The sequence below is a fragment of the Streptomyces sp. NPDC031210 genome (assembly GCF_055570395.1).
In genome coordinates, this window is sequence record NZ_JBVIHH010000010.1 from 70,979 (window position 1) to 95,357 (window position 24,379).

The window sequence follows — 24,379 nt, forward strand, 5'->3', positions numbered from 1 at the left end:
GCGGGCGGCCGCCTCGTAGTAAAGTCTTTGCCCATGTCGAAGCCCGATGAGCTGCTTGTCGACATCGCCGCCAAGGTGGAGTCGGAGCAGAGCAATCAGATGTCTCTCACCGTGGTTGTCCAAGGCGCTGTCCTGACCGGACGTTTGGCACCCGAAGCCGTGTGGAGGCAACGCGTGGCCGAGGTGTTCGCGGAGTCCGAGCGGCTGCGGCCGTTCGCCGGTCTCTTCACCTCGGACCGTCCGGGCGCCGACTCAGCGCGCCGCGACGGACCGCCCACCCACCTGCACTTCCACGTCGCCCGCATCCTCCAGGGCACCCTCGGCCTGCCCGAGACGGGCGGCATGTACCGCGTCGCCATCGAGGACGTGGGCGCCTGGACGGTGGGCGACCTCAGCTACTCCGACCGCTGAGCCGCCCGCTCGCTCGGCGGACGGCTCACGCGGCGGCCGGTCGCGCGCCGGTGCCGTGTCAGTCGCTCAGGGCCGGCGATCCCAGCAGGGCGGACGCCGTCTCCAAAGGGGTGAGCGCGTTCGCGGTGACGGGCTCCGGCGCGGCGCGGCAGGTGAAGCCCAGGCGGCTCAGCGCCCGGGTCACCTCGCCGGCGGTGAAGTCGCGGCGGTCCTGCCGGGTGATGATCTCCCCGACCTGCTTGACGGGGTAGTGGCGGCGGCCGATCAGCACGGACTCACCCGTGACGGGTTCGGGCTTGACGCCCTTCATCATGTGCTGCACCTCGCTCTTGATCAGGTCGAAGGGGAAGCGGGCGATGACGCAGCGCATGGTGCCTCAACAGGGTCGAAGAGTGAGCCGGTAACGCAACGGATTGCCGGCCCGGGGTATTCACAGCGGGCGGGCGAGGACGTCCGGACGTACCGGTCCTCGCCCACCGCGGTGACGCGGGACCTACGCGGCCGAGCCGAGCGAGGACTGGCGCGGAGCCGTTCCGGTCGCGGTCCGGACCGAGCCGGCCGAGCGGCGGGCCTGGGCCGGGCGGCTGCGGCGGCCGCGCGAGGAGGAGCCGCTGCGCTTGGCGCGTTCGACGACCGGCGCGGTGATGGTGACCGGGATGCCGGACGGGGCCTGGGCGCCGGTGATGCGGTTCAGTTCGGCCTCGCCGGAGCGGACCTGCGTGCTCTGCGGGGTGATGCCGGCATCGTTCATCAGGCGGGTCATGTCCCGGCGCTGGTTGGGCAGCACCAGCGTCACGACGCTGCCGGACTCGCCGGCGCGGGCGGTGCGGCCGCCGCGGTGCAGGTAGTCCTTGTGATCGCTGGGCGGGTCGACGTTCACGACCAGGTCGAGGTTGTCGACGTGGATGCCGCGCGCGGCGACGTTGGTGGCCACCAGCACGGTGACGTGGCCGGTCTTGAACTGGGCCAGGGTGCGGGTGCGTTGCGGCTGGGACTTGCCGCCGTGCAGGGCGGAGGCGCGGACGCCGCTGGCGAGCAGGTCCTTGGTGAGGCGGTCCACCGCGTGCTTGGTGTCCAGGAACATGATCACGCGGCCGTCGCGGGCCGCGATCTCGACCGTGGTCGCGTGCTTGTCCGCGCCGTGGACGTGCAGCAGGTGGTGTTCCATCGTGGTGACCGCGCCCGCCGACGGGTCGACGGAGTGGACGACCGGGTCGGTCAGGTAGCGCCGCACCAGGAGGTCGACGTTGCGGTCCAGCGTGGCCGAGAACAGCATCCGCTGCCCTTCGGGCCGTACCTGGTCCAGCAGGGCCGTGACCTGGGGCATGAAGCCCATGTCGGCCATCTGGTCGGCCTCGTCCAGCACGGTGATGCCGACCTGGTTCAGGCGGCAGTCCCCGCGGTCGATGAGGTCCTTGAGCCGCCCCGGGGTCGCGACGACCACCTCGGCGCCGCCGCGCAGCGCGCTGACCTGACGGCCGATCGACATGCCGCCGACGACGGTGGCCATCCGCAGCTTCAGCGACCGGGCGTAGGGGGTGAGCGCGTCGGTGACCTGCTGGGCCAGCTCGCGGGTCGGGACGAGCACCAGCGCGAGAGGCTGGCGGGGCTCGGCGCGCTGACCGGCGGTACGGGCCAGCAGGCCCAGGCCGAAGGCGAGCGTCTTGCCGGAGCCGGTGCGGCCACGGCCCAGGACGTCGCGGCCGGCCAGGGAGTTCGGCAGCGTCGCGGCCTGGATCGGGAACGGCGCGGACATCCCTTCCGCGGCGAGGCACGCCAGCAGCTCGCGCGGCATGTCCAGCGCGGCGAAGGTCTCCGCCGGGGGCAGCGCGGGGGTGACGGTGACCGGCAGCGCGAACTCGCCCTGCTGTGCGGCGGGACGGCGCCCGTAGCCACCGGAGCGGCCCGATCCCTGCGAGCGGTAGCCGCCGCGGCCGGAGCCGGAGGAGCCGGCCGAGCCGGAGGAACGGGTGCGGGAGGAGCGGTCGTTCGAGCGAGCTGTGCGGTTCATGCAGAACCTTCCTCGATGCGGCACGTCGAGGAATTCCCGGCAGCCATGAGCCGCACACAAGAGAATCGCAAGAACGAACCGAAGAAAATAGATGAAGCGCGGTGGGCCGGAAAAGAACGGTCCGGGGGCGCTTCCGAAAAGGAGACCGGCACGCGCCACAAGAAGGGCGATCACGATGCCTGGTCGAGAAGCCGGGCGGCGGGCCGTCGGGCCGCGGCGCCTGGCGGGAGGGCGACCGAAGGGGCTGGGCCCGCCGCTCGTGCGGCCGTCACGGCACACACGGGGAGTCGCACAAAAAGCAACGAGCTGGGGCCCGCACCCAAGGTGCGGGCCCCAGCTTCGTCGTACGCGTCAGCGTCAGGCGGGAGTGATGTTCTCCGCCTGGGGGCCCTTCTGGCCCTGGGTGACGTCGAAGGTCACCTTCTGGCCTTCCTGGAGCTCACGGAAGCCCTGGGCGGCGATGTTCGAGTAGTGGGCGAAGACGTCGGCGCCGCCGCCGTCCTGCTCGATGAAGCCGAAGCCCTTTTCCGCGTTGAACCACTTCACGGTGCCAGTAGCCATGTTCATATCTCCTTCGGGGCAGAGCCCGGTGTCCGCACTGTGCGGACCCCGCGTCGCCGCGATGATTGCCCCGTCCGGAAATAACCCGGAAAATACAAAAGTGCTCCCGCCGTATACGACGGCGAGGGCACTTGAAGTCTTTGGGAACCACAACTGCAACTGAGATCGACAGTAGCACGGCCCCACCGGACGTGCACGGAACTTCCTCCCGCTCTTTCCGGGAATAAAAAAGCCCGGTCGCGCCGCAGAATTATTTCTGTAGTTGCGGCATTAGATATTCCTCGCCGCCGCGGGCGGCTCACGGGCCGACCGCGCCCGCGGGCTCCGTGCGGGGGCCGCGAGCGTCCGGAAAGTCTGTAGTGGACGCGGTAGATTTACTTCATGCCGCTCGCCGCATCGTCATCCACGACGCCGGATTTGCCCCTGAGGCCGGACTTGTCAAACCGGGCGAACCTCGGCAGCCGGGAAGCTGGCCGGAAATCGCTCTCGGGGCCGGACTGGGCAGCGCCGTCTCGCAGCGAGAGGACCTCCCCCGCGGCGTCCCCTGTCCTGCGAGACCGGCGTGCACCACGATTAACGCGAAGTTGCTCGCATTAACCTGTCCCGGACAATACTTGGCGTGAACCCGCACTGCAATACGGAGCCACCGTGACAGCGCACCAGGCCCCGGGCGAGAGCCGACCCGGGGGGCGTACGGCCCGCACCCGGCAGGCCGTACTGACCGCTGTACTGGAGGAGTTGGGCTCCGGGGGGTTCGCCGCGCTGACCATGGAGAAGATCGCCCAGCGGTCGGGGGTCCATCCCGCGACGCTCTACCGGCGCTGGCGCAGCGTCGAGAGAGTGGTCTGCGATCTGCTGACCGATCTCAGCGCGGATGTGCCGCTGCCCGACACCGGCACGCTGCCGGGCGACCTGCGGGCGCTGGCCCGCTCGATCGGCGCGTTCTACGGCGACGTGCGGATGCGCGGCCTGATCGAGGCGGTGGTCTCCGCCGCCGCCCGCGACCCGGAGGCGGCCGGCGTGCTGCGCGGCTTCTTCGACGAGCGGCTGACGCTGGCCGGGGAGATGGTGCGCCGCTCCATGGCGCGCGGCGAGCTGCCGTCCGACACGGATCCGGAGAAGGTGATGGCGGCCCTCGGCGCGCCCTTCTACTACCGGATGCTGATCGCGCGCCGCCCCGTGGACATGGCGCTGGCCGAGTCCACGGCGACCGCGGTGTGGGCGGCGGCCCGGGCGGGCGCGTACCGGCGGGCGGACGGTCCGGCGGCGGACTGAGCCCGCCCGGACGCGCGGCGGCCGGTGACCCCGCCGAGGGATCACCGGCCGCCGTGCCGGACGCGGTGCGGCGCTCGCCGCGCGCCCGCGGGCCTACTTGCCGAGCAGGCCGGCCATCCAGGTCTCGACCTCGTCCGACCGCCGGGGCAGGCCGGCCGAGAGGTTCTGGTTGCCGTCCTCGGTGACCAGGATGTCGTCCTCGATCCGGACGCCGATGCCGCGGTATTCCTCGGGCACCGTCAGGTCGTCCGCCTGGAAGTACAGGCCGGGCTCGACGGTGAGCACCATGCCGGGCTCCAGGGTCCCCTCGACGTACGCCTCGGTGCGGGCCGCGGCGCAGTCGTGCACGTCCAGGCCGAGCATGTGGCCGGTGCCGTGCAGGGTCCAGCGGCGCTGCAACGCCAGCTCCAGGACCCGCTCGACCGGGCCCTCCACCAGGCCCCACTCCGCGAGCCGCTCGGCGAGCACCCGCTGCGAGGCGTCGTGGAAGTCGCGGTACTTCGCGCCGGGCTTGACGGCCGCGATGCCCGCCTCCTGGGCGTCGTAGACCGCGTCGTAGATCTTGCGTTGGAGAGCGGTGTAGCGGCCGTTGATCGGCAGCGTGCGGGTGACGTCCGCGGTGTAGAGGGTGTGCGTCTCGACGCCCGCGTCCAGCAGGAGCAGGTCGCCGGAGCGGACCGGGCCGTCGTTGCGGACCCAGTGCAGGGTGGTGGCGTGCGGACCGGCGGCGCAGATCGAGCCGTAGCCGACGTCGTTGCCCTCGACGCGGGCGCGCAGGAAGAACGTGCCCTCGATGTAGCGCTCGGAGGTCGCCTCGGCCTTGTCGAGGACCTTCACCACGTCCTCGAAGCCGCGGACGGTGGCGTCGACGGCCTTCTGGAGCTCGCCGATCTCGAACTCGTCCTTGACCACCCGCGCCTCGGAGAGGTGGACGCGCAGTTCCTCGTCGCGCTCGGCGGTGACCTTGTCGGTCAGCGCGGCCTCGATCTCGGCGTCGTGTCCGCGCACGACTCGGACCGGGCCGGTGCCCTCGCGCAGCGCGTCGGCCAGCTCGCGGACGTCCTTGCAGGGGACGCCGAGCAGGGCCTCGGACTCGCTGAGGCTGTTGCGGCGGCCGACCCACAGCTCGCCCATGCCGTTGAGCCAGAACTCGCCGTTGTCACGGTTGGAGCGGGGCAGGCGGTAGAGCGTCGCGTCGTGGCCCTCGGCGCCGTTGGCGCGGGGTTCCAGGACCAGGACGCTGTCGTCGGTCTGGTCGCCGGTGAGGTAGACGTACTCCGTGGCGGCGCGGAAGGGGTACTCGGTGTCGTTCGAGCGGGTCTTGAGCGTGCCCGCCGGGATCACCAGGCGCTCGCCGGGGAAGCGCGCGGACAGCGCGGCACGGCGCCGGGCGGCGTGCGGGGCCTGCTCGATCGGCTGGAGATCACGCAGCTCGGTGTCGGCCCAGCCGCTCTTCATGTTCTCCGCGAGCTCGTCCGATACGCCCGGGTAAAGGCCGTTCTTGCGCTGCTTGATCGGCTGCTCGTCCTCGTCCGGGGTCTCCGGGGTGAGCTCGTCGGCCACAATGCCTCCTCTTGAGAGTGAACCGCCTCCCATCGTAGGTGCGAATCGGGCGCGGTCCAGGGGAGGTGCGTATGACCTTCCGGCCATTGCGGCACCTGGCCCGGGCCGGCGCCGCCGGTGCCCGCCCGTGTGCCGGCTACTCCTCGAAGTGGACGGCCAGCAGCACCACGTCCTCCTCCGACGCCGGGTCGTCCAGCCCCTGCGGCAGCATCGCGCGCACCACGTGGTCGGCGATCGCCTCCGGGTCGCGGCGGCTCGCCCTGGGGACGCCCGCCGCGGCGGCGTGCAGTCGGGCGAAGGCGCGGTCCATGGGGTCGCCGGTGCGGTGCAGCAGGCCGTCGCTGTAGAGCAGGAGCGTTTCGCCGGGCCCCGCGCCGATCTCCACGCTCGGCGCTTCCCAGCAGGCGAGCATCCCCAGCGGCGCGGACAGGGAGGTCTCGACGAACTCGGTGCGCCGGTCGCCGAGGATCAGCGGCGGGCAGTGGCCGGCCCCGGCCAGCAGCACCTTGCGCGGGAAGGGGTCGGTGATACCGGCCGGCATCGGCGGCGCGGGCGGCCCGCCCGGTGTGCCGGGCGGTGGCTCGGTGAAGGCGAACAGGGCGGTGGCGCTGCGCGCGGGTTCGGTCAGCCGCAGCAGCAGTTCGAGGTCGGACAGCACCGCGACCGGGTCCTCGCCCTCCATGACGGCGTACGCGCGCAGCGAGGCGCGCAGCCGGCCCATGGCGGCCACCGCGCTGGGCCCGGAGCCGGTCACCGACCCGACGGCCAGTCCCAGGGCCCCGTCGGGCAGCGGCAGCGCGTCGTACCAGTCGCCGCCGCCGCGCGGGCCGGTGGCGTGGCGCACCGCGAGCCGTACGCCGGGGACGCGCGGCAGCCGGCTGGGCAGCAGTTCCTCTTGGAGGGTGCGGGCGGTTCGGCGGCTGCGGTGGAGTTCGAGCAGCCGGGCGAGGTGCTCGCAGGCGTGCGCGCGGTAGAGGCCGATGAGGTGGCGCCGGCGCTCGGTGGGTTCGGCGGGTTCGTCGTAGAGCCAGACGGCGGCGCCGATGCGGCCGATCGGCTCGGCGGTCAGCGCGACGGCGTAGCTGGCGGCGTAGCCGAGGCGGGCGGCGACCTCGCGCAGGCGGGGGTCGAGGTCCTTCTCGCCGGGGATGTCGGGCTCGGTGATGTCGAGGGGGCCGTCGGGCCGGGCGGCGTCGTCGCCCGGGTCCACCTCTTCGGTCGCGCTCGGTTCGGGCAGGCCGTCCAGTATCCGCGCGTACGACAGGGCGCGGCGCGGGATGGTTTCGATGTGCCCGATGTCGGCGTGGCCCAGGCCCAGTCCCAGGGTGGTTTCCGGGCCGAGTCCGTCGGCCGGTTCGATGACGACCAGACCGCGCCGTGCCCCGGCGAGCGAGGCGCCGGCCCGCAGCACTTCCCTGAGCGCTTCTTCCAAAGTGCGGGTGTGCGCGAGCTGTTGGGTGAGATCGTGCAGCGTGGTGAGGTCGGAGATCCAGCCGGCGAGCCGGTCCTGGACGGCGGCGAGCTGGTCGACGGGGGAGAGGTCCGCGCCGGCGTCCGGCCGGGTGCCCGTGGTTGGGTCGGCGTCCGCGTCGGCGGTGGTGCCCGAGGGCGTGTCCGTGCCGGCCTCCGCCGCAAGCGGATCGGCAGTGTGCGCCGGGGCCGGAAGTGCTGGTTCGATTCCAGCCACTTTCGGTACGTGGTGAGAGGTCATGGCCGACGGCTATCGTCGCGTCTGAGATTTTCCCAGGTCAGGCCGCCTTTTGGTAGGGAGTGCGGCATTTTGTTGAGTGATCTTGTGCGGTTTCTCCGGCCGCTCAATTTCCTCAATAGCATCGCAAACCCCCATGTCATGCTGCTCAGCTATCAATGTCTCCACATCTACACGCACCCACGACACGATGTCCAGCATTGTCCTCATGGGGTTTGTGGTGTCAACGAGGTCTGTAGATTGGCCTAAAAATTGCCCCCCGAGCGTCAATTTGCGGTCGACTGACGGCGATCGACAGCGCGTCATCTCCACAGTGGCGGGTACGTACTCGGAAAGGCGCGGGGCCAGTTGGGGCCGCACCGGAACTCTCCGGCGGGCACGGACGTCTCATACGTCGACGACCGCGACGCACTCCCAAGTGGCGGGATTGCTCTACCGAAAGCGCAAGCGCCATGCGCGCGCCACCCTCCGCCACGTTCCACGCTCGGCGTACGGCGTGATGCGCTGCCTTGTACACGCGGTCACCAATGATCCACGTGGCGTGATCGACCCCCGGGTCGCATGACCAGGTCGCATGAAACGCCATACAGCGGCACGAACCGGTATGTAGTGCGATGGACATAGCCCTCGGCGTTAACGGAAAGGAACGAGCGCTCATGCGCGAGATCCTCGGAAGGCGACGCAAGCTCCTGTTCCGGCGCGGCGGAAGGTCGGCACTGCTCGGTGCGGCGCTGCACTGCGCCACCGAGTGGCAGTGGCCGGTACTCCCCGGCGTGGGACTCAGGTCCGGCGGCCGGCAGACGGGCGCCGCCCGGCTCGGCCTGGGAGAACGGGGCACGCGCCAGTGCAGTTGCCCCGACCCCGACTGTGTGGTGCCCGGCGCGCACCCCTTCGACCCCGGCCTCCTGGCGGCCACGACCGATCCCCGGATGGTGCGCTGGTGGTGGGCGAACCGTCCCGACGCCCCGATCGTCCTGGCCACCGGCGGCCGGGCCCCCTGCGCGGTCAGCCTGCCGGCCGTCGCCGGCGCCCGGGCGCTGGCCGCCCTGGACCACTTCGGCGTACGCCTGGGCCCGGTGGTGGCCACCCCCACCCGCTGGTCGCTGCTCGTCTCGCCGTACGACCTGCCAGAGTTGGGTGAGTTGCTGCACTCCCGGGACTGGGTGCCCAGCTCGCTGCGGTTCCACGGCGAGGGCGGCTACGTCGTGCTCCCGCCGTCGCAGATCGGCGCCGGCAAGGTGCGCTGGGAGCGACCGCCGGCCGCCACGTCGGCCGCGCCCTGGCTGCCGCGGGTGGCCACCATCGTCGACGCCCTGGTCACGGCGAGCACCAGCACCCCCGACGGCGGCAGCCGGCTCGCGTACTGACCGGCGCGTCGGCGGGTCACCCGTAAGGGTGTGAGTGGGCCGGAGGACTACGGGAAACGGGTGTGCGGGCGCCCGGAGCGGTCCGCGTCGACCGATAGGTTCGGCGCACCGTTCAAGCCGCCGTTCGCGGCCTATTCAACCGCCAGGTGGTCCCATGCAGCGTGCGCTGAATCCCCGCATGATCGCGCTCGTCGGCACGTCGGTGCTCGCCGTCGCCGTCCCGCTGGCCGCGGCGACGGCCGGCCCGGCGGAGCTTCCCGCCCCCCGGCCCGCGGGCGGAAAATCCGCGTCCGGCAGGGCTGTTGAGGCCGGCGGGCCGGGCAAGAGGAGCACGTCGGTCAAGCCGGGCAAGGCCGTTATGGCGGCCGATTCCGGCATGTCCGTCACCTCCGGCGCCGCGCGGGTGTCCGGCTCGGGCCGCCGCGCCCACCCCGCCGCCGGCCCCGTACTGCCCCCGCTCTCCGGCGACCGGCGCACCGCCCGCTGCGGCCCCGAACTCGCCTCCGTCCGGGGGATCGAGGCGCAGACCTGTGTGCTCGCCGAGGAGGGACTGACGTGGGCGCGGACGTATTACCGCAACCTCACGGGTGATCCGCTGCGCGCCGTGTTGACGCTGCTGCGGCCGGACGGCGGAACGGTGCAGGTGCACTGCGAGGTGGCCACGGCCAAGGTGCCGGGGATGTGCGAGACGCCGACCGGCGCGACCGTGCGCGGGGACGGCGCGGGCTACGGCGCGGTGGCGGAGATCTCCGACGCGGCGGAGGAGCGGATGCTGCTGCGGGCCGGTAACGCGGCGCCGGGCGGCGGCCGTTCGGACGGCTAGCGGCCGGTCGGGACACGGCGGTGGGCGGTGGCTCCCGGTCGGCCGGCGGCGCGGTGAGCGCACGGGAAAGCGCGGGAGGCGCGCGGGGAAACGCGTCCGGCTCCGGACATGGAAGCGCCCGGTCGCTGGCGACGGGGGATGCACCAGCGACCGGGCTTCTAGAACCGTAACAAGAGATCGGCGGTTCGCAAATTCGATCGTGGATTTCCGGACGCGTCTTTTTCCGGATGGCCGACGGGCAGCGGTGACGGGCGCCACGGCTGCCCCCACGGCGGCGCGCGGCGTCAGCTCAGGGTGACCTGGCGGTTGGTGAGCCCGCCGCGCGACCTGCGCTCCTCGGCGGTCAGCGGCGCGTCGGAGGCGAGCGCCTTGGCGAGCCGCTCGGCGAACGCCAGGGCCGGTTCCGTGACATCCTCCGCGCTCATCGTGGAGGGCAGGTCCCAGACGGGAACGACCAGCCCGTGGGCCCGGAAGGAGCCCACGAGAGGGGCGGCGCCCGTGCCCTTGGTGCTGCGGGGGAGGGTGTCGTCACCGAGGGAGGAGGCGCCGGCGGCGTGCAGCCGGGCGAGCGCGTCCAGGAGCTGCTCCTCGGGGAACGTGGTGACCCAGCGCAGGTGGTTCTTCTCCGGCGCCTTGCACCAGTACGCGCCCTCCATCCCGGGAATCCGGGCGGTGGGGATGGCCGCGGCGTTGGCCCGCTCCAGAGAGGCGGCGACCTCACCGGTGGCGTTCTCGGCGTTCTCCACCCAGAACTCGAAACCGGTGTGGACGGTCGGCTCGAAAGCGGCGTCGGTGTCGAGCAGGTCCTGAAGCCGCGGTCCGTCGGCGGCGGCCCGCCCGGCGGCCACCGGGGTGCCGGGCTCCGCGGTCAGGGCGCGCTGGAGGGTGTCCGCCAGGTCGCGGCTGAGGTCGCCGGAGGCGGTGTCGTTCTGGAGGCCCAGCAGGACGGCGCCGTTGTCGCGGCGCAGCGCGGGCCAGGCCATGGGGAGCACCGTCGCGAGCGTCACCGACGGGACGCCCTCGGGCAGTCCGCCCTTCAGAGTCAGCTCGGCGGTGGCGGCGGGCACCAGCTCGCGCATCGCCACCCAGTCGCATTCGCCGGCCAGGCCCTCGAACGGACGCCGCACCAGCTCGGTGACGGCGTGCGCCGCGGCCCGGCCGTGGCAGGCCTTGTAGCGGCGGCCCGAACCACACGGACAGGGCTCGCGGGCGCCGACGACCGGCACCTCGCCGTCCTTGATCTGCGGTGCTGCGGCCTGGGGCTGGGGACGGCGCTTCTTGGCCATGGCGGCGGAGTCTCCTGGTCGATCCTGGGCGTACGGACGCCTTGCGTGGCGTACGGACGTGTTCCGTGGCGTACGGACGCGTTTCGGCGCGAGCCTAGAGGATCGCTCGCCCCCGAGGGCGTGTCCGGCGCGGCTCCACGGGAACGCGGCCCACAGGAACGCGGCTCCACAGGAACGCGGCTCCACGGGAAGGCGGCTCCGCAGGAAGGCGGCTCCGCAGGAAGGCCGCTCCACGGGTACGGGCACACAGGTACGGGCGCACAGGAACGCGGCTGCACAGAAACGCGGCTACGCGGGGTCGTCGAACTCCGCGAAGGCCAGCTCCGCCGGCAGCCCCGACAACTCCGCCGACAGATCCGCCGAGAGCGGCGGCAGGGCGGGCGCCAGGCGCAGCCGCGCCGCGAAGGCGTCCGGAAGGGGGAGCACGGCCCAGACCGTCACCTCGCCCGCGACGGTGTCGCGGACACCCCAGTCCTTGGCGAGCGAGCGGATGATCGCCAGCCCGCGGCCGCCGCGTGCCGTGACCGACGGAGTGGCCGGAAGCGGCCGGGTCGGGCCGCCGCCGTCCGTGACCGCGACGGTCAGCTTTCCTTGCGCGTCGATCCGCCACGAGGCCCGGATGAAAGCGGGTGGGCTACCCGGAGGGGCGTCCCGTGCGCATTCCGGCGAGCCGGGTTCGTATATCGGACGGGCATGCCGACACGAATTGCTCAACAGCTCCGAAAGAATAAGGACCGCGTCATCGACGACGCTGTCCTGAACTCCACTTGCCGACAGCTCTTTACGCATGCGCCGCCTGGCCATGCCCACACCCGCTGGTCCATGGGGTACGGCCATGATCGACGACGTCGGCACCTCTTGTGCCACCACCAACGTCACCCCCGAGACCTCCTTTGCCCCACGCCAGGGGATGAATGCCCCATTGGACTGGACCGGAAACCGGCCAAGCGGCACGCGGTGACGCACTCGGCCCGATCCATCGACAGGCCGAATGCGCCGGTGCACACCCTGTGAGGAGCTTTAGGGAGAGCTCAGTTGCTTTCGAACCTGTTTGGGGCGATTTGTAATAACCGCGTCCACGCCCATGGCCCGGCACAATTCGACGTCCGCCGCGTCATTCACCGTCCAGACGTGGACCCGGTGACCGGCACGGTGCGCCTTGGCGACGTAGTCGGGGTGCGAGCGAAGAATGCGTATACCGGGTCCCGCGATGCCCACGCCGGGCGGCAGCCGGCCGTCCCGATAGCGCGGTGTGAGGAATTGCATGAGGTAGACGCCGGGGATATCCGGCGCGGCGGCCCGTACGCGGTGCAGGGAGCGGGCCGAGAAGCTCATGACGCGCACCGCCGGCTCCGGGCCGGAGGGCATGGCCGGTTTTGTGTGGCCGAAGCGGGCGAGAAGCTCCACCAGCCGCTCTTCCACCTGTCCGGCCCAGCGGGTCGGGTGTTTGGTCTCGATGGCCAGCTCGACCCGTCGGCCGGCGTCGGCGACCAGTTCCAGCAGGCGCTCCAGCGTCAGGACGGACGTGCGCTCGGGGTCCTCGTCCTGCCGGTCGGGGGCCTCGGCCTCGTCCGGCCCGGCCATCCAGGACCCGAAGTCGAGCGCGGCCAGATCGGCGAGTTCCAGGGCGGAGACGGCCCCGCGCCCGTTGGAGGTGCGGTTGACCCGCCGGTCGTGCACGCAGACCAGGTGGCCGTCCGCGGTCAGCCGGACATCGCATTCCAGGGCGTCCGCGCCGTCCTCGATCGCCTTGCGATAGGCGGCCAGGGTGTGTTCCGGGGCGTCCTCGGAGGCGCCTCGATGGGCTACGACGGAAATGGCGGAAGGGCCCGGACGGGCGTCCTTGGCGGGGCGTGCATAGGTCACCGCGTTATCGTGCCACCCACCGCCGACGGGCCGCTCGGGCGGTGTCCGGGCACCTCACCGGGATGCGCCGGATTTGTCCGGCATAAAGGATGAGGGGAACAGTCACAGCCTCGGCTTACGGCGCCCTGACGCGGCGTGGGAAAGGCTTGGGACACCGGGCCCCGCCCGTAGCGCCGGATCCGGAATCCCGTGAATCCTGGAGTACCGGGGTCGCGGACCTGGAATACGGGTGGTGGAGAACGTGGAGAACAGAGAACCGCGAAGACGGCCACGGGGCCGTCGGCCGGCACAGTCGTGAAGCTGAGGAGAGAGCTGTGAGCACCGAGAACGAGGGAGCCGCCGTCCCGTCGGAGGCCAAGCCCCCGAACGGGCCGCAGGCGTCGGACAGCGCCCCCGCGTCCGCCTCCGGTGACCGGACTCCGGACGCCCCGCCGCCGCCGGACTTCGCACCGACCGTCGCCGCCGCCCCCGTCGGCCCCCCGGCGGCGCCCGGCCCCGCCCAGCCGCCCGCCGCCCACCCGGGAGACGGCCACGGCCCGTATGACGACCACCGTGCGCGCGACGATCACCGCGCGCACGACACCGCCCGCATCCCGACCGCGACGGCCGCCTCGGGCGGCGGCTCCACGCCCGGCTGGGGACCGCCGTCCGCCGGCGGCCAGCAGGACGGCCCGGGGGAGCCGACCACCCGCATCCCCCCGTACGCCACGGGCGGGCACGGCTCCGGAGGCGGCTGGGGCCAGCAGCCGCCCTACGGTGGCGGCGGCGGTGGCCCCTGGGGCGCACCGGGCCCCCACGCCCCCAAGAAGCGCAACGGCGGCCTGGTCGCCGCGGTGCTCGCCGCCGCGCTGGTCGCGGGCGGCGTCGGCGGTGGCATCGGCTACTGGGCCGCGGACCGCGACGACAGCGCCTCGACGACGGTCACCGCCTCCGGCAACCCCGAGGCGCTCAACCGCAAGCCCACCTCCGTCTCCGGAATAGCGCAGAAGGCACTGCCCAGCGTCGTGACGATCGAGGCCCAGGGCGCGACCGGTGAGGGCGGCACGGGCACCGGCTTCGTCTACGACAAGCAGGGCCACATCCTCACCAACAACCACGTCGTCGCCAGCGCGGCCGAGGGCGGCGGCAAGCTCACCGCGACGTTCTCCGACGGCAAGAAGTACGAAGCCGAGGTCATCGGCCGCGCCCAGGGCTACGACGTCGCGGTCATCAAGCTGAAGAACGCCTCCGGCGCCCGGCTCACCCCGCTGCCCCTCGGCAAGTCCGCCAACGTCCGCGTCGGCGACGCCACGATCGCCATCGGCGCGCCCTTCGGGCTGTCCGGCACGGTCACCACCGGCATCATCAGCGCCAAGGACCGCCCGGTGGCCTCCAGCGACGGCGGCGGCACGAGCGCCTCGTACATGAGCGCCCTCCAGACCGACGCGTCGATAAACCCCGGAAACTCCGGCGGCCCGCTCATGGACGCCGGCGGCAACGTCATCGGGATCAACTCCGCCATCCAGTCCGCCGGCAGCGGCGGCGGACTGGGCGGCGAACCGCAGCAGTCCGGCAGCATCGGCCTGGGCTTCGCGATCCCCATCGACCAGGCCAGGCGGGTCGCCCAGGACCTGATCAAGACGGGCAAGCCGATCTACCCGCAGATCGGCGTCCAGGTCGGCATGAAGGACACCGGCGACGGCGCCACCATCGCCCAGACCGGCAACGACGGCTCCGACGCGGTCACCCCGAACGGCCCGGCCGCCAAGGCCGGCCTCCAGCCCGGCGACACCATCACCAAACTCGACGACACCGTCATCGACAGCGGCCCCACCCTCATCAGCGAGATCTGGCAGCACAAGCCCGGCGACGAGGTCACCCTCACCTACAAGCGCGACGGCAAGGAGCACACCGTCCAGGTCACCCTGGGCCAGCGCACGGGCGACAAGTGACGCGCTAGTCTGATCCCGCGACACCGTTCACCGGTGCCGCGGGGAGGCTTGCCCGAGCGGCCTAAGGGAACAGTCTTGAAAACTGTCGTGGCGGCAACGTCACCGTGGGTTCAAATCCCACAGCCTCCGCAGAGGTAGTGGAAATACGCAGGTGAGAGGGGCTTCCGGCGCAGCCGGGGGCCCCTTTTGTCGTGGGTTGGGCGGGGTCGCGCGGCATCGGTCGGGGCTCGTTCGGTGTTGTAGAGGGGGAGAGGGAGTGGGTGAGATGGCTGTGCGGCGAGCGGGGGGAGCGGGCGTCGGGCGTGGGGTGGTGGTGCGGCGGGCCGGGGCGGGGGATGCCAGGCGGATCAGTCGGATGGTGCGGGGGTCGGGGGCTTACGGGGGGCCGTATGGCGCGATGGTCGAGGGATTCCGGGTGGGGCCGGATTACGTCGAGGCGCACCGGGTGTTCGTCGCCGTGGCGGACGACGGGCGGACGGTGGGGTTTTACGCGCTGCTGGTCGAGGCGGCGGAGCTGGATCTGATGTTCGTGGCGGATGACCAGCAGGGCGCCGGGATCGGCCGGGTGTTGATCGAGCACTTGCGGGGCGAGGCGCGGCGGGCCGGTCTGGGCAGTGTGCGGGTGGTGTCGCATCCGCCCGCCGAGGGGTTCTATCGCAGCGTCGGCGCGCGGTGGGTCGGGACGGTGCGGGCGAACCCGCCGGCGGTGATGTGGGACAGGCCCGAGCTCAGCCTTCCGGCGGAGGGTGGGGATGGGGATAACGTGTGACTGACGATGACTGACGGTGGCTTACGGGTTCCCGGTGACGTGCGGTGTTGCTCGCCACGGAGTCCTGGCCGCCGAACGAACAGCTCGGTCCGGCCGGTGTGTTCGAGCCGGTGGAGTATTTCCTGGGGCCGCAGCCGGAGGACGTACGGCGGGCCCGTCATCCCGAGGACGCCCGCCGGGACGCGGAGGCGGCCGGGCTGGAGGTGGTCGATCTGCGGTCGGAGTCGCTGCGGACGGAGTTCTTCGACATCGGCGCCGTGGTCTATTTCCTGCGGAAGGTGGTCGGGATGGTGCCCGGGTTCACCGTCGAGGAACACCGGGAGAAGTTGCGGGAGTTGGATGCGGTGATATGTCGGGAGGGGGCCTTCGGCGCCCACACGACGCGGTTTTTGATCGAGGCGCGGAAGGCGGCGGGGGGTGGGGAGGAGCGGCACACTCCGGCCCTGCCCTGACGAGCCTCCGCCCCTGACGAGCCTCCGCCTCCTGAGCCCCGCCTCCTCCGCCCCGCCCCCTCACCCCCGGTCCGTCACCCTTGGCCCGTCACGCCTGCGTCTTACGGCCGGGTCTCACGCCAAAGTGACCAGCTCCAAGTGGTCCGGGTTCCAGAGGTCTTCCGTGCCGTCCGGGAGGAGAAGTACGCGGTCGGGGCGGAGGGACTCGATGGCGCCCGGGTCGTGGGTGACCATCACGATGGCGCCCGGGTAGTTGTCGACGGCCGCGAGGACCTCGCCCCGGGAGGCCGGGTCGAGGTTGTTGGTGGGCTCGTCCAGCAGGAGGACGTTCGCGCCGGAGTGGACGAGACCGGCCAGAGCCAGCCGGGTCTTCTCGCCGCCGGAGAGCACGCCGGCGGCTTTGTCGGCGTCGTCGCCCGTGAACAGGAACGACCCCAGGACGTGCCGGGCCTCGCCGTCGGTCAGGTGCGGCGCCGCGGCGGTCAGGTTCGCGCGAACGCTGCGGGCCGGGTCCAGGGTGTCGTGTTCCTGGGCGAAGTAGCCCAGGCGCAGCCCGTGACCGGGTACGACGCGGCCGGTGTCCGGCGTCTCGTGACCGGCGAGGATCCGCAACAGCGTCGTCTTGCCGGCGCCGTTGAGGCCGAGGACGACCAGTCGGCTGCCCCGGTCGACGGCCAGGTCCACGCCCGACAGCACCTGGTGGGCGCCGTACGCCTTGGTCAGGCGGATCGCGCCCAGCGGCGTCCGGCCGCACGGCGCGGGCTCCGGCAGCCGGATCCGGGCGACCTTTTCGGTGCGGCGGGCCGGTTCCAGGCCGGCGAGCATCCGGTCGGCGCGGCGCGCCATGTTCTTCGCGGCGACGGCCGTCGCGACATGTGCGCGCATCTTGTCGGCCTGGGTGCGCAGTGCGGCCGCCTTGCGTTCGGCGTTGGCGTGCTCGCGGGTCCGGCGCCGTTCATCGGCTGCGCGCTGGGCGAGGTAGGCGCTCCAGGTCGTGTTGTGGACGTCGATCGTGGCGCGTCCGGGGTCCAGGTGGAAGACGCGGTTGACGGTGCCGGCCAGGAGGTCGGTGTCGTGGCTGATGAGGATCAGCCCGCCCCGGTGGCCGGTCAGGAACGTCCGGAGCCAGGCGATCGAGTCGGCGTCCAGGTGGTTGGTCGGTTCGTCGAGCAGCAGGGTGTCGTGGTCGGCGACGAGGATGCGGGCCAGTTCGACCCGGCGCCGCTGGCCACCGGACAGCGTGCCGACGGGCTGCTCCATGACGCGCTGCGGCAGGCCGACACCGGCCGCGACGCGGGCCGCCTCGGCCTCGGCCGCGTACCCGCCGCGTGCCTGGAAGTCGGCCTCGGCCCGGGCGTACGCGGCCATCGCCCGCTCCTGCGCGGCTGGGCGGGTGGCCGCGGCCATCGCCGTCTCGGCGGCGCGCAGGGCCCGTACGGCGCGGTCCAGGCCGCGGGCGGAGAGGATGCGGTTGGTGACGGTGGTGTCCGGGTCGGCGGTACGGGAGTCCTGCGCGAGGTGGCCGAGGGATCCGGTGCGGGTGATGGATCCGGCGGCGGGCCGGTCCTGGCCGGCGAGGGCGCGCAGGAGGGTGGTCTTGCCGGCGCCGTTGCGGCCGACGAGGCCGATGCGGTCGCCGGGGGCGATGTGGAAGGAGAGGTCGGACAGCAGAAGTCGGGCGCCGACGCGCACGTCGACACCGCGCACGGTGATCATGGGATAACGCTCCGGAGAAGCTCAAGGACACACGGGTGGCGTGGAAGCGGTGTCCGAGCTAGGAAATCCGGGGCGTAGACATGGGGTCAGGTTAGCGGCGGCGGTCTGGCGGGCGCATGGGGTTTTCCGTCCCGCTATCCCCGATCCCTGGGTGCCTCGTTACCTCGGTGCCTCGGTCCCCGGATCCCCCGATACCTCGGTCCGTCGATGTCGTCGCCCGCGTCTTCGCGCACGGCGTCGCCCGCGTCATCGACTGCCTGATCACCCACCGCCTGATCACCCACCGCGTCACCCACATCGCGGCGCCCGCGTCATCGCCCGCGTCGTCGTGCGCCTCATCGCCGTCCCGCCGACGCGAGGGTGGCGCGGGCCTCCTCGTCGGAGAGGCCGGTGTGGCGGGCGGCTTCCAGGAGGCGGGGGGCCAGTTCCCGGTCCAGGCCGGACTCGTGGGCGCGGCAGGCGGCCCAGAACAGGCGGGCGTTGCGTTGGCCTACGGGGGACGTGCGGACGAAGCGGACGAGGGCGCCGGCCGTGTGGGGCGGTCCGGCGGGCGGGGCGCTCGGGTGCGTGGAGGGTGGTGGAGGCGTGAGGAGGGCGAGCAGGGCGCGCGGTACGGGCGCGGGGTGGGGCGGGGAGCCGGGGGCGAGGACGTAGCGGCCGTGCACCGTGAGGGATCCGGGGCCGACGAGATAGCCGCCGGTGCTGCGGATGTCGATGCCGGGGGCCAGGCGGCCGACGGAGTTGGGGACGTGCGGGGCCGGTGGGGACGGCGGCCCGGTCAGCCACAGGTGGCGGCCGCCCGAGGGGGTGCGGACGGTGACGGTCGGCGGGAGCGCGAAGCGGTGCTCCTCGGCGATGAGCAGGAGGGCCGTGAGGCTGTCGGCGCCGTTCTTGGTGTCGAGGTCGATGCCGATGAGGTGGTGCGGCGCCAGCCCGCAGGCGATGCCGTAACCGGTGGCCCAGGGGGCGGCGGCGAACAGCCGGCGGATGGCGAGGGGATCGGTCGTCGCGTCGTGGACACCGTGCCCGATACGGCCGCAGGCGCCGCGGCAGGGCGGCGTCTCGGGGTGGCCGCGGTGCGGGGAGCGGACGGCGGGGAGCTTCGTGCGGGTCAGCGGAATGACGGCGTAGCCCTGCTCGGCGGCGAGGAGGGCGTGGGCGAGGGCGGCGGCGTGCGCGTCGGGATACGGGTGGCGGGGTGGGGAGCCGGCCGGGGCGGGGGAGGGCGGTGGCGCGTAGGACTGCGGGTCGGAGGGCGGTGGCGCGTAGGGCTGCGGGTCGGACTGCGGACCGGAGTGTGGTGGTGAGGGGCGGGCGGTGGTTCGGGTGTCGGGCCATGGCTCGGCTCGCGGCTCGACTGGTGGCTCGGCCCGTGGCTCGGGACGGGTCCTCGTGGGCGGTTCGGCATGGCTTCGGGGCGTGGCGGCCATGAATCTATTTTCGTACGAATGTTCGATGAAGGGAAGGGGGTCGAGCCGCGCGCCGGGGGTGGCCGGAAGGGAGAGGGGGCGGCGGCCCCGTGGGTGCGGCGCTTGCGTGGCCCGGGTGGGGCCGCATGCGACGGGGCGGGCGCGGTCGGCGGGGTCGCCAAAGGGGCGTGTGCGGGGGCGTCGGGGCGCGGTGCGGGTTTACCCGGGGTTCCTCATGCTTGCGAGGGAATCGACCCTTCGCGGCGGGTTCGCCGGGGATTCGGTGGGCAATCCTGAGTTCGCGACGTCGAGAAAGCATCGCGGTGGTTGGCCAACTACCCGGTGAACAAACGGAGTTCCGGCAGGTCAAGAGCTTCCATAAGTGGCATCGGCTGGCTGGGTGCCACAGGACCAGCGAGTTCCGGCAGATCTCCAAAAGTTGTGTTCCGTAGGAGGAATAGACATGGCAAGCATCCGTACCGCCCGCGTCATCGCTCTCGCTGCCGCACTGCCCTTCGCGGCCGCCCTCTTCACCGGCGTGGCGCAGGCCGACAACGGCGGCTTTGCGAACCACGGGTCGAGCTCGGCGGCGGTCAGCCAGGCCGGTACCGGCGTCGGCGGCAGCAACCACGGCAACTCCACGAGCACCCAGCAGGTGGCCAACGGCCCGGGCGCGGCGAACCAGAACAACACCGCCAGCGTGAACGGCTCCGGCTTCACCCACATCGACCAGGACAACGCCACCGTCAACTTCAGCGACCTCTGGTGACGGCGCGCCGCGGGTCGGCGGACCGGGCGGCGGGCCGAGCGGCGGCCGGCCGCCGGCCGACCGGGAGCTGACCGGCGGATGAGTGAGGTACGGCGCGGGGGCGTTGGGCTGCTCCGGGCTTGGCCGCGCCGGCCTTGACAGCGAGAGGGTTTCTGACGGACAGTCAGAAACCCTCTCGCTCCTGTGCGCCCGGAACCCGTACGCCCCACGCCGCCACCAGAAGGGGAGCCGCCGACGTGCACCTCGCCCCCATCGCGCGCCACTCCTGCCGGTCCCGCCGGCCCCGTCAGCACCGCCCGACCCGTCGGCCCCGCCGGTCACGTCTGACCGGGGGGCCGCGATGACGGTCGACGGGCCCTCCGACCCGCTGTACGACCGGCTGCGGCGCTTCGAGGGGCGGGCCGCCGTCACGGCGGGCGTCGGCAAGGACCCCGTCAACGCGCCGATGATCCGGCACTGGTGCGAGGCGATGGGCGATGCGAACCCCGCCTACCAGGGCCCTGACCCCCTCGCCCCGCCCACCATGCTCCAGACCTGGACGATGGGCGGACTGTCCGGCCACGCGGGTCCCACCGATCACACAGACCCCACCGACCACACGGGCGACACCGGCCCCACCGGCCGCTCCGCCGCATACGACGAACTCCTCACGCTGCTGGACGACGCCGGCTACACCTCCGTCGTCGCCACCGACTGCGAGCAGGAGTACCTGCGGCCGCTGCGCCCGGGCCACCGGATCACCTTCGACGCGGTGATCGAGTCGGTCTCTGCGCGCAAGACCACCAAGCTGGGCGCCGGGTACTTCGTCACGACGCGGATGGACGTACGCGCCGACGGCACGCTCGCGGGCACCCACCGCTTCCGGATCCTCAAGTACGTGCCCGCCGCCAGGAAACCGGCGGGCGGGCGGCCGGGCGGGCCGTCCCCGCGCCGCCCCCGACCCGTCGTGAACCGGGACAACGCCGGATTCTGGGACGGTGTCGCCGCGCACGAACTGCTCATCCAGAGGTGCCGCGGCTGCGATAGGCCCCGCTTCCCCTGGCTGCCCGGCTGCGCCGCGTGCGGATCGCCGGAGTGGGACACGTTCCGGGCGAGCGGCGCGGGGACCGTCTTCTCCTACGTGGTGATGCACCACCCGCCGTTCCCCGCCTTCACCGAGTCCAAGTACAGGTCCGAGTACAACTCCGAGTCCGACGCCGACACCGACACAAGCGAGCCGGGCGGCCCCTACGCGGTGGCCCTGATCGAACTCGCGGAAGGGGTGCGGATGGTCAGCAACGTGGTCGGGGTGCCGTACGACGCGGTGCGGATCGGCATGCCCGTACGGCTGGAGTTCCGGCGCGTCGACGGGGAGTGGGACCTGCCCGTCTTCCGGGCGGAGGGGACCGCTGACGTGGACCGCACGCCGACCCGGGAGCGGCGGGTGCCGGGCGGACCGGCGGCGGAAGGCCGTGCGGACGGGGCCGGGGGAGGAATCCGGAAGACCGGGCGCCCGGGCCGGCCCCCGTTCGTCAGCCCCGGTGACGAGTTGCCGCCGCTCACCGTCCCCGTCACCCGCACGCTGATCGTCGCGGGGGCGATCGCCTCGCGCGACTACCAGGACGTGCACCACGACGCGGAGGCCGCGCGGGAGAAGGGTTCGCCGGACATCTTCATGAACATCCTGACCACCAACGGCCTGGTCGGCCGCTACATCACCGACCACTTCGGCCCCCGGGCGGTGCTGCGCGAGGCCGTCATCCGGCTCGGCGCGCCCAACTACCCCGGGGACACCATGGTGTTGAGCGGCACGGTCACCGCCGTCGACGGTGCTGCCGCGCGGGTGCGGATCGTCGGCGCGAACGGTCTCGGCCACCACGTCACGGGCACGGTGACCGTCACGGTCCCGGACCACCCCACAGAGGCCGCCGCCCCGGAGGTGGCCCCATGAGCCTGCGCCGCGCGGACTCCCTCGGCGGCCGGGCCGCCATCGTGGGCATCGGGGCGACCGAGTTCTCCAAGGACTCCGGCCGCAGCGAGCTGAAACTCGCCGTCGAGGCGGTGCGCGCCGCCCTGGACGACGCCGGACTCACGCCCGCCGACGTGGACGGCATGGTCACCTTCACCATGGACACCAGCCCCGAGATCACCGTCGCGCAGGCGGCCGGCATCGGCGAGCTGTCCTTCTTCTCCCGTGTCCACTACGGGGGCGGCGCGGCCTGCGCCACCGTCCAGCAGGCGGCGCTGGCGGTCGCGTCCGGCGTCGCGGAGGTCGTCGTCTGCTATCGCGCCTTCAACGAGCGCTCCGGCCGCCGCTTCGGCGCGGGCGTGCAGCGGCGCGAGCCGACCGCCGAGGGCGCGGCGCTCGGCTGGAACCTGCCGTTCGGCCTGCTCACCCCCGCGTCCTGGGTCGCCATGGCCGCCCAGCGCTACCTCCACGCGTACGGGCTGACACCGGAGGCGTTCGGGCACGTCGCCGTCACCGACCGCCGCCACGCCGCGCGCAATCCGGCCGCCTACTTCTACGGCAGGCCCCTCACCCTCGCCGACCACGCCGCCTCCCGCTGGATCGTCGAGCCGCTGCGGCTGCTGGACTGCTGCCAGGAGACCGACGGCGGCCAGGCGCTCGTGGTGACCTCGGCCGAGCGGGCCCGCGATCTGCGCCGCCCGCCGGCGCTGATCACGGCCGCGGCGCAGGGCGCGGGCCGGGCGCAGGAGCAGATGACCAGTTTCTACCGTGACGATCTGACGGGCCTGCCCGAAATGGGCGTGGTGGCCCGCCAGTTGTGGCGTACGGCGGCGCTGTCACCCGCCGATATCGATGTCGCGATCCTCTACGACCACTTCACGCCGTTCGTGCTGATGCAGCTTGAGGAGTTCGGCTTCTGCGGGCCCGGCGAGGCCGCCGGTTTCGTGGCCGCGGACGCGCTGCCGCTCAACACCCACGGCGGGCAGCTCGGCGAGGCGTATCTGCACGGCATGAACGGCATCGCCGAGGCCGTACGCCAGGTGCGCGGCACCTCCGTCAACCAGACCCCGGACGCCGCCCGCGTCTTGGTCACCGCCGGCACGGGCGTCCCCACGTCGGGCCTGATCCTCACCGCCGAGGGCGGGGCGGCGCCATGACCGGCGCGGTGCGCCCTCCCGCCCGCGAACGCGCCGGGCCGCCCCGCTCCCGGCGGGCGCTGGCGGCGGGGTCGGTCGGCAACTTCATCGAGTGGTACGAATTCGGCGTCTACGGCTACTTCGCGACGGTCATCGCGGCGAACTTCTTCACGCCCGACGGCGGGGGCGAGGTGGAGGCGCTCATCAAGACGTACGCGTCCTTCGCGCTGGCGTTCTTCTTCCGCCCCGTCGGCGCCGCACTCTTCGGCCGGATCGGCGACCGGATCGGGCGGCGGCCGACGCTCGTCCTGGCCGTCCTGCTGATGACCGGGGCGACGACCCTCATCGGCCTGCTGCCGACGTACGCGACGGCGGGCGCGGCCGCCCCGTGGCTGCTCACGCTGCTGCGCGTCGTGCAGGGACTGTCGGCGGGCGGCGAGTTCGGCGGTGCCGTGTCGCTGATGACGGAGTTCGCGCCGCCGGGGCGGCGGGGCCTGTACGGCGCGTGGCAGTCGTTCACGGTCGCTCTCGGCCTCCTTGGAGGCGCGGGCGCCGCCGTGCTGCTGACCACCGTGCTGACGGAGGCCGAACTCGGCGCCTGGGGGTGGCGGCTGCCGTTCCTGCTGGCCCTGCCGATGGGGCTCGCCGCGCTGTGGCTGCGCCTGGGACTGGAGGAGACCCCCGCCTTCGACCGTACGGAGCGGAAGGCCGCCGGGCCGGCCGGGGAGGTGCCACGGGCCGGGGAGGTGCCACGGGCCGTGGAGATGCCCCGGGCAGGGGAGGTGGCTCGGGCGATCGTCCTGGGTATCGGACGGCTCATGGGCTGGTCGGCGGCCGGTTACACCTTCCTGGTCGTGCTGCCGTCGTACCTCCGGAGCACGCTGAACGCGGGCCTCCAGGAGGCACTGGTCGCCACCGTCCTGGCCAACCTCGGCTTCGCCGCCGTCCTCCTGCCGGCCGGCGCGCTCAGCGACCGGATCGGGCGGCGTCCGGTGATGGCGGCCGGCGCCGCGCTGGTCGTCGTCCTCGCCTTCCCGCTGCTGCACCTGCTCCAGGACGCCGGGGCACCGGCCCCGGCGAAGGCGTGCGCGGTGCTCGCCGCGGGTGCCGTCGTCGGCCTCATGGCGGGTCCCGGGCCGGCCATGCTCGCCGAGATGTTCCCCACCCGCGTCCGGTGCACCGGCCTCGGTCTGTCCTACGCGCTGTCCAACGCCGTCTTCTCGGGCTGCGCGGGACTCGTCATCACCGAATTGACCAAGCGGACCGGCGATGCCGACATACCGGCCTACTACGTGGCCGTGACCTGCGCCGTCAGCGTCGCCGCCCTGCTGACCCTGCGCGGCGACGACCACCGCCGCCCGCTGCCCGACTGAGCCCG

Annotated in this window: 19 protein-coding genes, 1 tRNA gene and 2 pseudogenes; 12 read left to right on the forward strand and 10 right to left on the reverse strand. The window is 72.7% G+C overall.

Going from position 1 to position 24,379, the window contains the following annotated elements:
- The first annotated feature begins 33 nt into the window (after positions 1 to 33).
- Positions 34 to 411 carry a hypothetical protein gene (locus ACZ45Z_RS19555; protein ID WP_468363692.1) on the forward strand — a complete coding sequence of 126 codons (378 nt, stop codon included), beginning with the start codon at positions 34 to 36 and terminating at the stop codon, positions 409 to 411.
- Between the two features lie 58 nt (positions 412 to 469).
- Here ACZ45Z_RS19555 and ACZ45Z_RS19560 read toward each other — a convergent pair whose 3' ends face one another.
- The 3 genes from ACZ45Z_RS19560 to ACZ45Z_RS19570 form a co-directional block, all read right to left on the reverse strand.
- Positions 470 to 781 carry an SCO5918 family protein gene (locus tag ACZ45Z_RS19560; RefSeq protein WP_468363695.1) on the reverse strand — a complete coding sequence of 104 codons (312 nt, stop codon included), beginning with the start codon at positions 779 to 781 and terminating at the stop codon, positions 470 to 472.
- A gap of 123 nt (positions 782 to 904) precedes the next feature.
- A complete protein-coding gene (locus ACZ45Z_RS19565) occupies positions 905 to 2,422 on the reverse strand; it encodes a DEAD/DEAH box helicase (protein ID WP_468363697.1) in 1,518 nt (505 codons plus the stop codon).
- A 357-nt stretch (positions 2,423 to 2,779) separates the two neighbouring features.
- A complete protein-coding gene (locus ACZ45Z_RS19570) occupies positions 2,780 to 2,983 on the reverse strand; it encodes a cold-shock protein (protein ID WP_468363700.1) in 204 nt (67 codons plus the stop codon).
- A gap of 648 nt (positions 2,984 to 3,631) precedes the next feature.
- Here ACZ45Z_RS19570 and ACZ45Z_RS19575 point away from each other — a divergent pair.
- Positions 3,632 to 4,258 (forward strand): TetR/AcrR family transcriptional regulator, encoded by a 627-nt coding sequence (locus tag ACZ45Z_RS19575; RefSeq protein WP_468363702.1) that lies wholly within the window; start codon positions 3,632 to 3,634, stop codon positions 4,256 to 4,258.
- Positions 4,259 to 4,351: 93 nt separating this feature from the next.
- Here the strand turns inward: ACZ45Z_RS19575 and ACZ45Z_RS19580 are convergent, their stop codons facing one another.
- Positions 4,352 to 5,821 (reverse strand): aminopeptidase P family protein, encoded by a 1,470-nt coding sequence (locus ACZ45Z_RS19580; protein WP_468363705.1) that lies wholly within the window; start codon positions 5,819 to 5,821, stop codon positions 4,352 to 4,354.
- Positions 5,822 to 5,957: 136 nt separating this feature from the next.
- Complete coding sequence (locus ACZ45Z_RS19585; RefSeq protein WP_468363707.1) at positions 5,958 to 7,532, reverse strand: PP2C family protein-serine/threonine phosphatase; 1,575 nt, start codon at positions 7,530 to 7,532, stop codon at positions 5,958 to 5,960.
- A gap of 653 nt (positions 7,533 to 8,185) precedes the next feature.
- Here ACZ45Z_RS19585 and ACZ45Z_RS19590 point away from each other — a divergent pair.
- Together ACZ45Z_RS19590 and ACZ45Z_RS19595 are read left to right on the forward strand one after the other, a co-directional pair.
- The gene (locus tag ACZ45Z_RS19590) at positions 8,186 to 8,896 is read left to right on the forward strand and encodes a bifunctional DNA primase/polymerase (protein ID WP_468363710.1); all 711 of its coding nucleotides are present in this window, start codon (positions 8,186 to 8,188) and stop codon (positions 8,894 to 8,896) included.
- Positions 8,897 to 9,050: 154 nt separating this feature from the next.
- The gene (locus ACZ45Z_RS19595; protein WP_468363713.1) at positions 9,051 to 9,719 is read left to right on the forward strand and encodes a hypothetical protein; all 669 of its coding nucleotides are present in this window, start codon (positions 9,051 to 9,053) and stop codon (positions 9,717 to 9,719) included.
- A gap of 284 nt (positions 9,720 to 10,003) precedes the next feature.
- On the opposite strand, the gene ACZ45Z_RS19600 is transcribed toward ACZ45Z_RS19595, so the two are convergent.
- The 3 genes from ACZ45Z_RS19600 to ACZ45Z_RS19610 form a co-directional block, all read right to left on the reverse strand.
- Positions 10,004 to 11,005, reverse strand: a complete 1,002-nt coding sequence (locus ACZ45Z_RS19600) for a DUF5926 family protein (protein ID WP_468363716.1) — start codon at positions 11,003 to 11,005, stop codon at positions 10,004 to 10,006.
- 288 nt (positions 11,006 to 11,293) lie between these two features.
- Positions 11,294 to 11,971, reverse strand: a complete 678-nt coding sequence (locus ACZ45Z_RS19605; RefSeq protein WP_468363719.1) for an ATP-binding protein — start codon at positions 11,969 to 11,971, stop codon at positions 11,294 to 11,296.
- 54 nt (positions 11,972 to 12,025) lie between these two features.
- Entirely contained in the window at positions 12,026 to 12,871 is an 846-nt protein-coding gene (locus ACZ45Z_RS19610; RefSeq protein WP_468363722.1) for a glycerophosphodiester phosphodiesterase, read from the reverse strand.
- 314 nt (positions 12,872 to 13,185) lie between these two features.
- Here ACZ45Z_RS19610 and ACZ45Z_RS19615 point away from each other — a divergent pair, with 314 nt between their 5' ends.
- The 4 genes and pseudogenes from ACZ45Z_RS19615 to ACZ45Z_RS19630 all read left to right on the forward strand — a co-directional run.
- The gene (locus tag ACZ45Z_RS19615; protein ID WP_468363725.1) at positions 13,186 to 14,802 is read left to right on the forward strand and encodes a S1C family serine protease; all 1,617 of its coding nucleotides are present in this window, start codon (positions 13,186 to 13,188) and stop codon (positions 14,800 to 14,802) included.
- Positions 14,803 to 14,844: 42 nt separating this feature from the next.
- Positions 14,845 to 14,931: transfer RNA gene (locus ACZ45Z_RS19620), tRNA-Ser, on the forward strand.
- A 136-nt stretch (positions 14,932 to 15,067) separates the two neighbouring features.
- Positions 15,068 to 15,571, forward strand: a complete 504-nt coding sequence (locus ACZ45Z_RS19625) for a GNAT family N-acetyltransferase (RefSeq protein ID WP_468363728.1) — start codon at positions 15,068 to 15,070, stop codon at positions 15,569 to 15,571.
- A gap of 74 nt (positions 15,572 to 15,645) precedes the next feature.
- Positions 15,646 to 16,023 (forward strand): annotated as a pseudogene (locus tag ACZ45Z_RS19630) (SAM-dependent methyltransferase); the annotation flags it as partial.
- Between the two features lie 114 nt (positions 16,024 to 16,137).
- Here the strand turns inward: ACZ45Z_RS19630 and ACZ45Z_RS19635 are convergent.
- Positions 16,138 to 17,739 (reverse strand): ABC-F family ATP-binding cassette domain-containing protein, encoded by a 1,602-nt coding sequence (locus tag ACZ45Z_RS19635; RefSeq protein ID WP_468363731.1) that lies wholly within the window; start codon positions 17,737 to 17,739, stop codon positions 16,138 to 16,140.
- A 335-nt stretch (positions 17,740 to 18,074) separates the two neighbouring features.
- Positions 18,075 to 19,169, reverse strand: a complete 1,095-nt coding sequence (locus ACZ45Z_RS19640) for a bifunctional DNA primase/polymerase (protein WP_468363734.1) — start codon at positions 19,167 to 19,169, stop codon at positions 18,075 to 18,077.
- Positions 19,170 to 19,611: 442 nt separating this feature from the next.
- Between ACZ45Z_RS19640 and ACZ45Z_RS19645 the strand changes: the two genes are divergently transcribed.
- From ACZ45Z_RS19645 to ACZ45Z_RS19660, 4 genes and pseudogenes are all read left to right on the forward strand, one after another.
- The gene (locus tag ACZ45Z_RS19645; RefSeq protein WP_468363736.1) at positions 19,612 to 19,917 is read left to right on the forward strand and encodes a hypothetical protein; all 306 of its coding nucleotides are present in this window, start codon (positions 19,612 to 19,614) and stop codon (positions 19,915 to 19,917) included.
- A 340-nt stretch (positions 19,918 to 20,257) separates the two neighbouring features.
- Positions 20,258 to 21,295, forward strand: a pseudogene (locus ACZ45Z_RS19650) (bifunctional MaoC family dehydratase N-terminal/OB-fold nucleic acid binding domain-containing protein); the annotation flags it as partial.
- 548 nt (positions 21,296 to 21,843) lie between these two features.
- A complete protein-coding gene (locus ACZ45Z_RS19655; RefSeq protein ID WP_468363738.1) occupies positions 21,844 to 23,022 on the forward strand; it encodes a lipid-transfer protein in 1,179 nt (392 codons plus the stop codon).
- On the forward strand, positions 23,019 to 24,374 hold the full coding sequence (locus tag ACZ45Z_RS19660; protein ID WP_468363741.1) for an MFS transporter: 1,356 nt from the start codon (positions 23,019 to 23,021) through the stop codon (positions 24,372 to 24,374). Before ACZ45Z_RS19655 ends, ACZ45Z_RS19660 begins: the two co-directional genes overlap by 4 nt.
- The last annotated feature ends 5 nt before the right edge of the window (positions 24,375 to 24,379 follow it).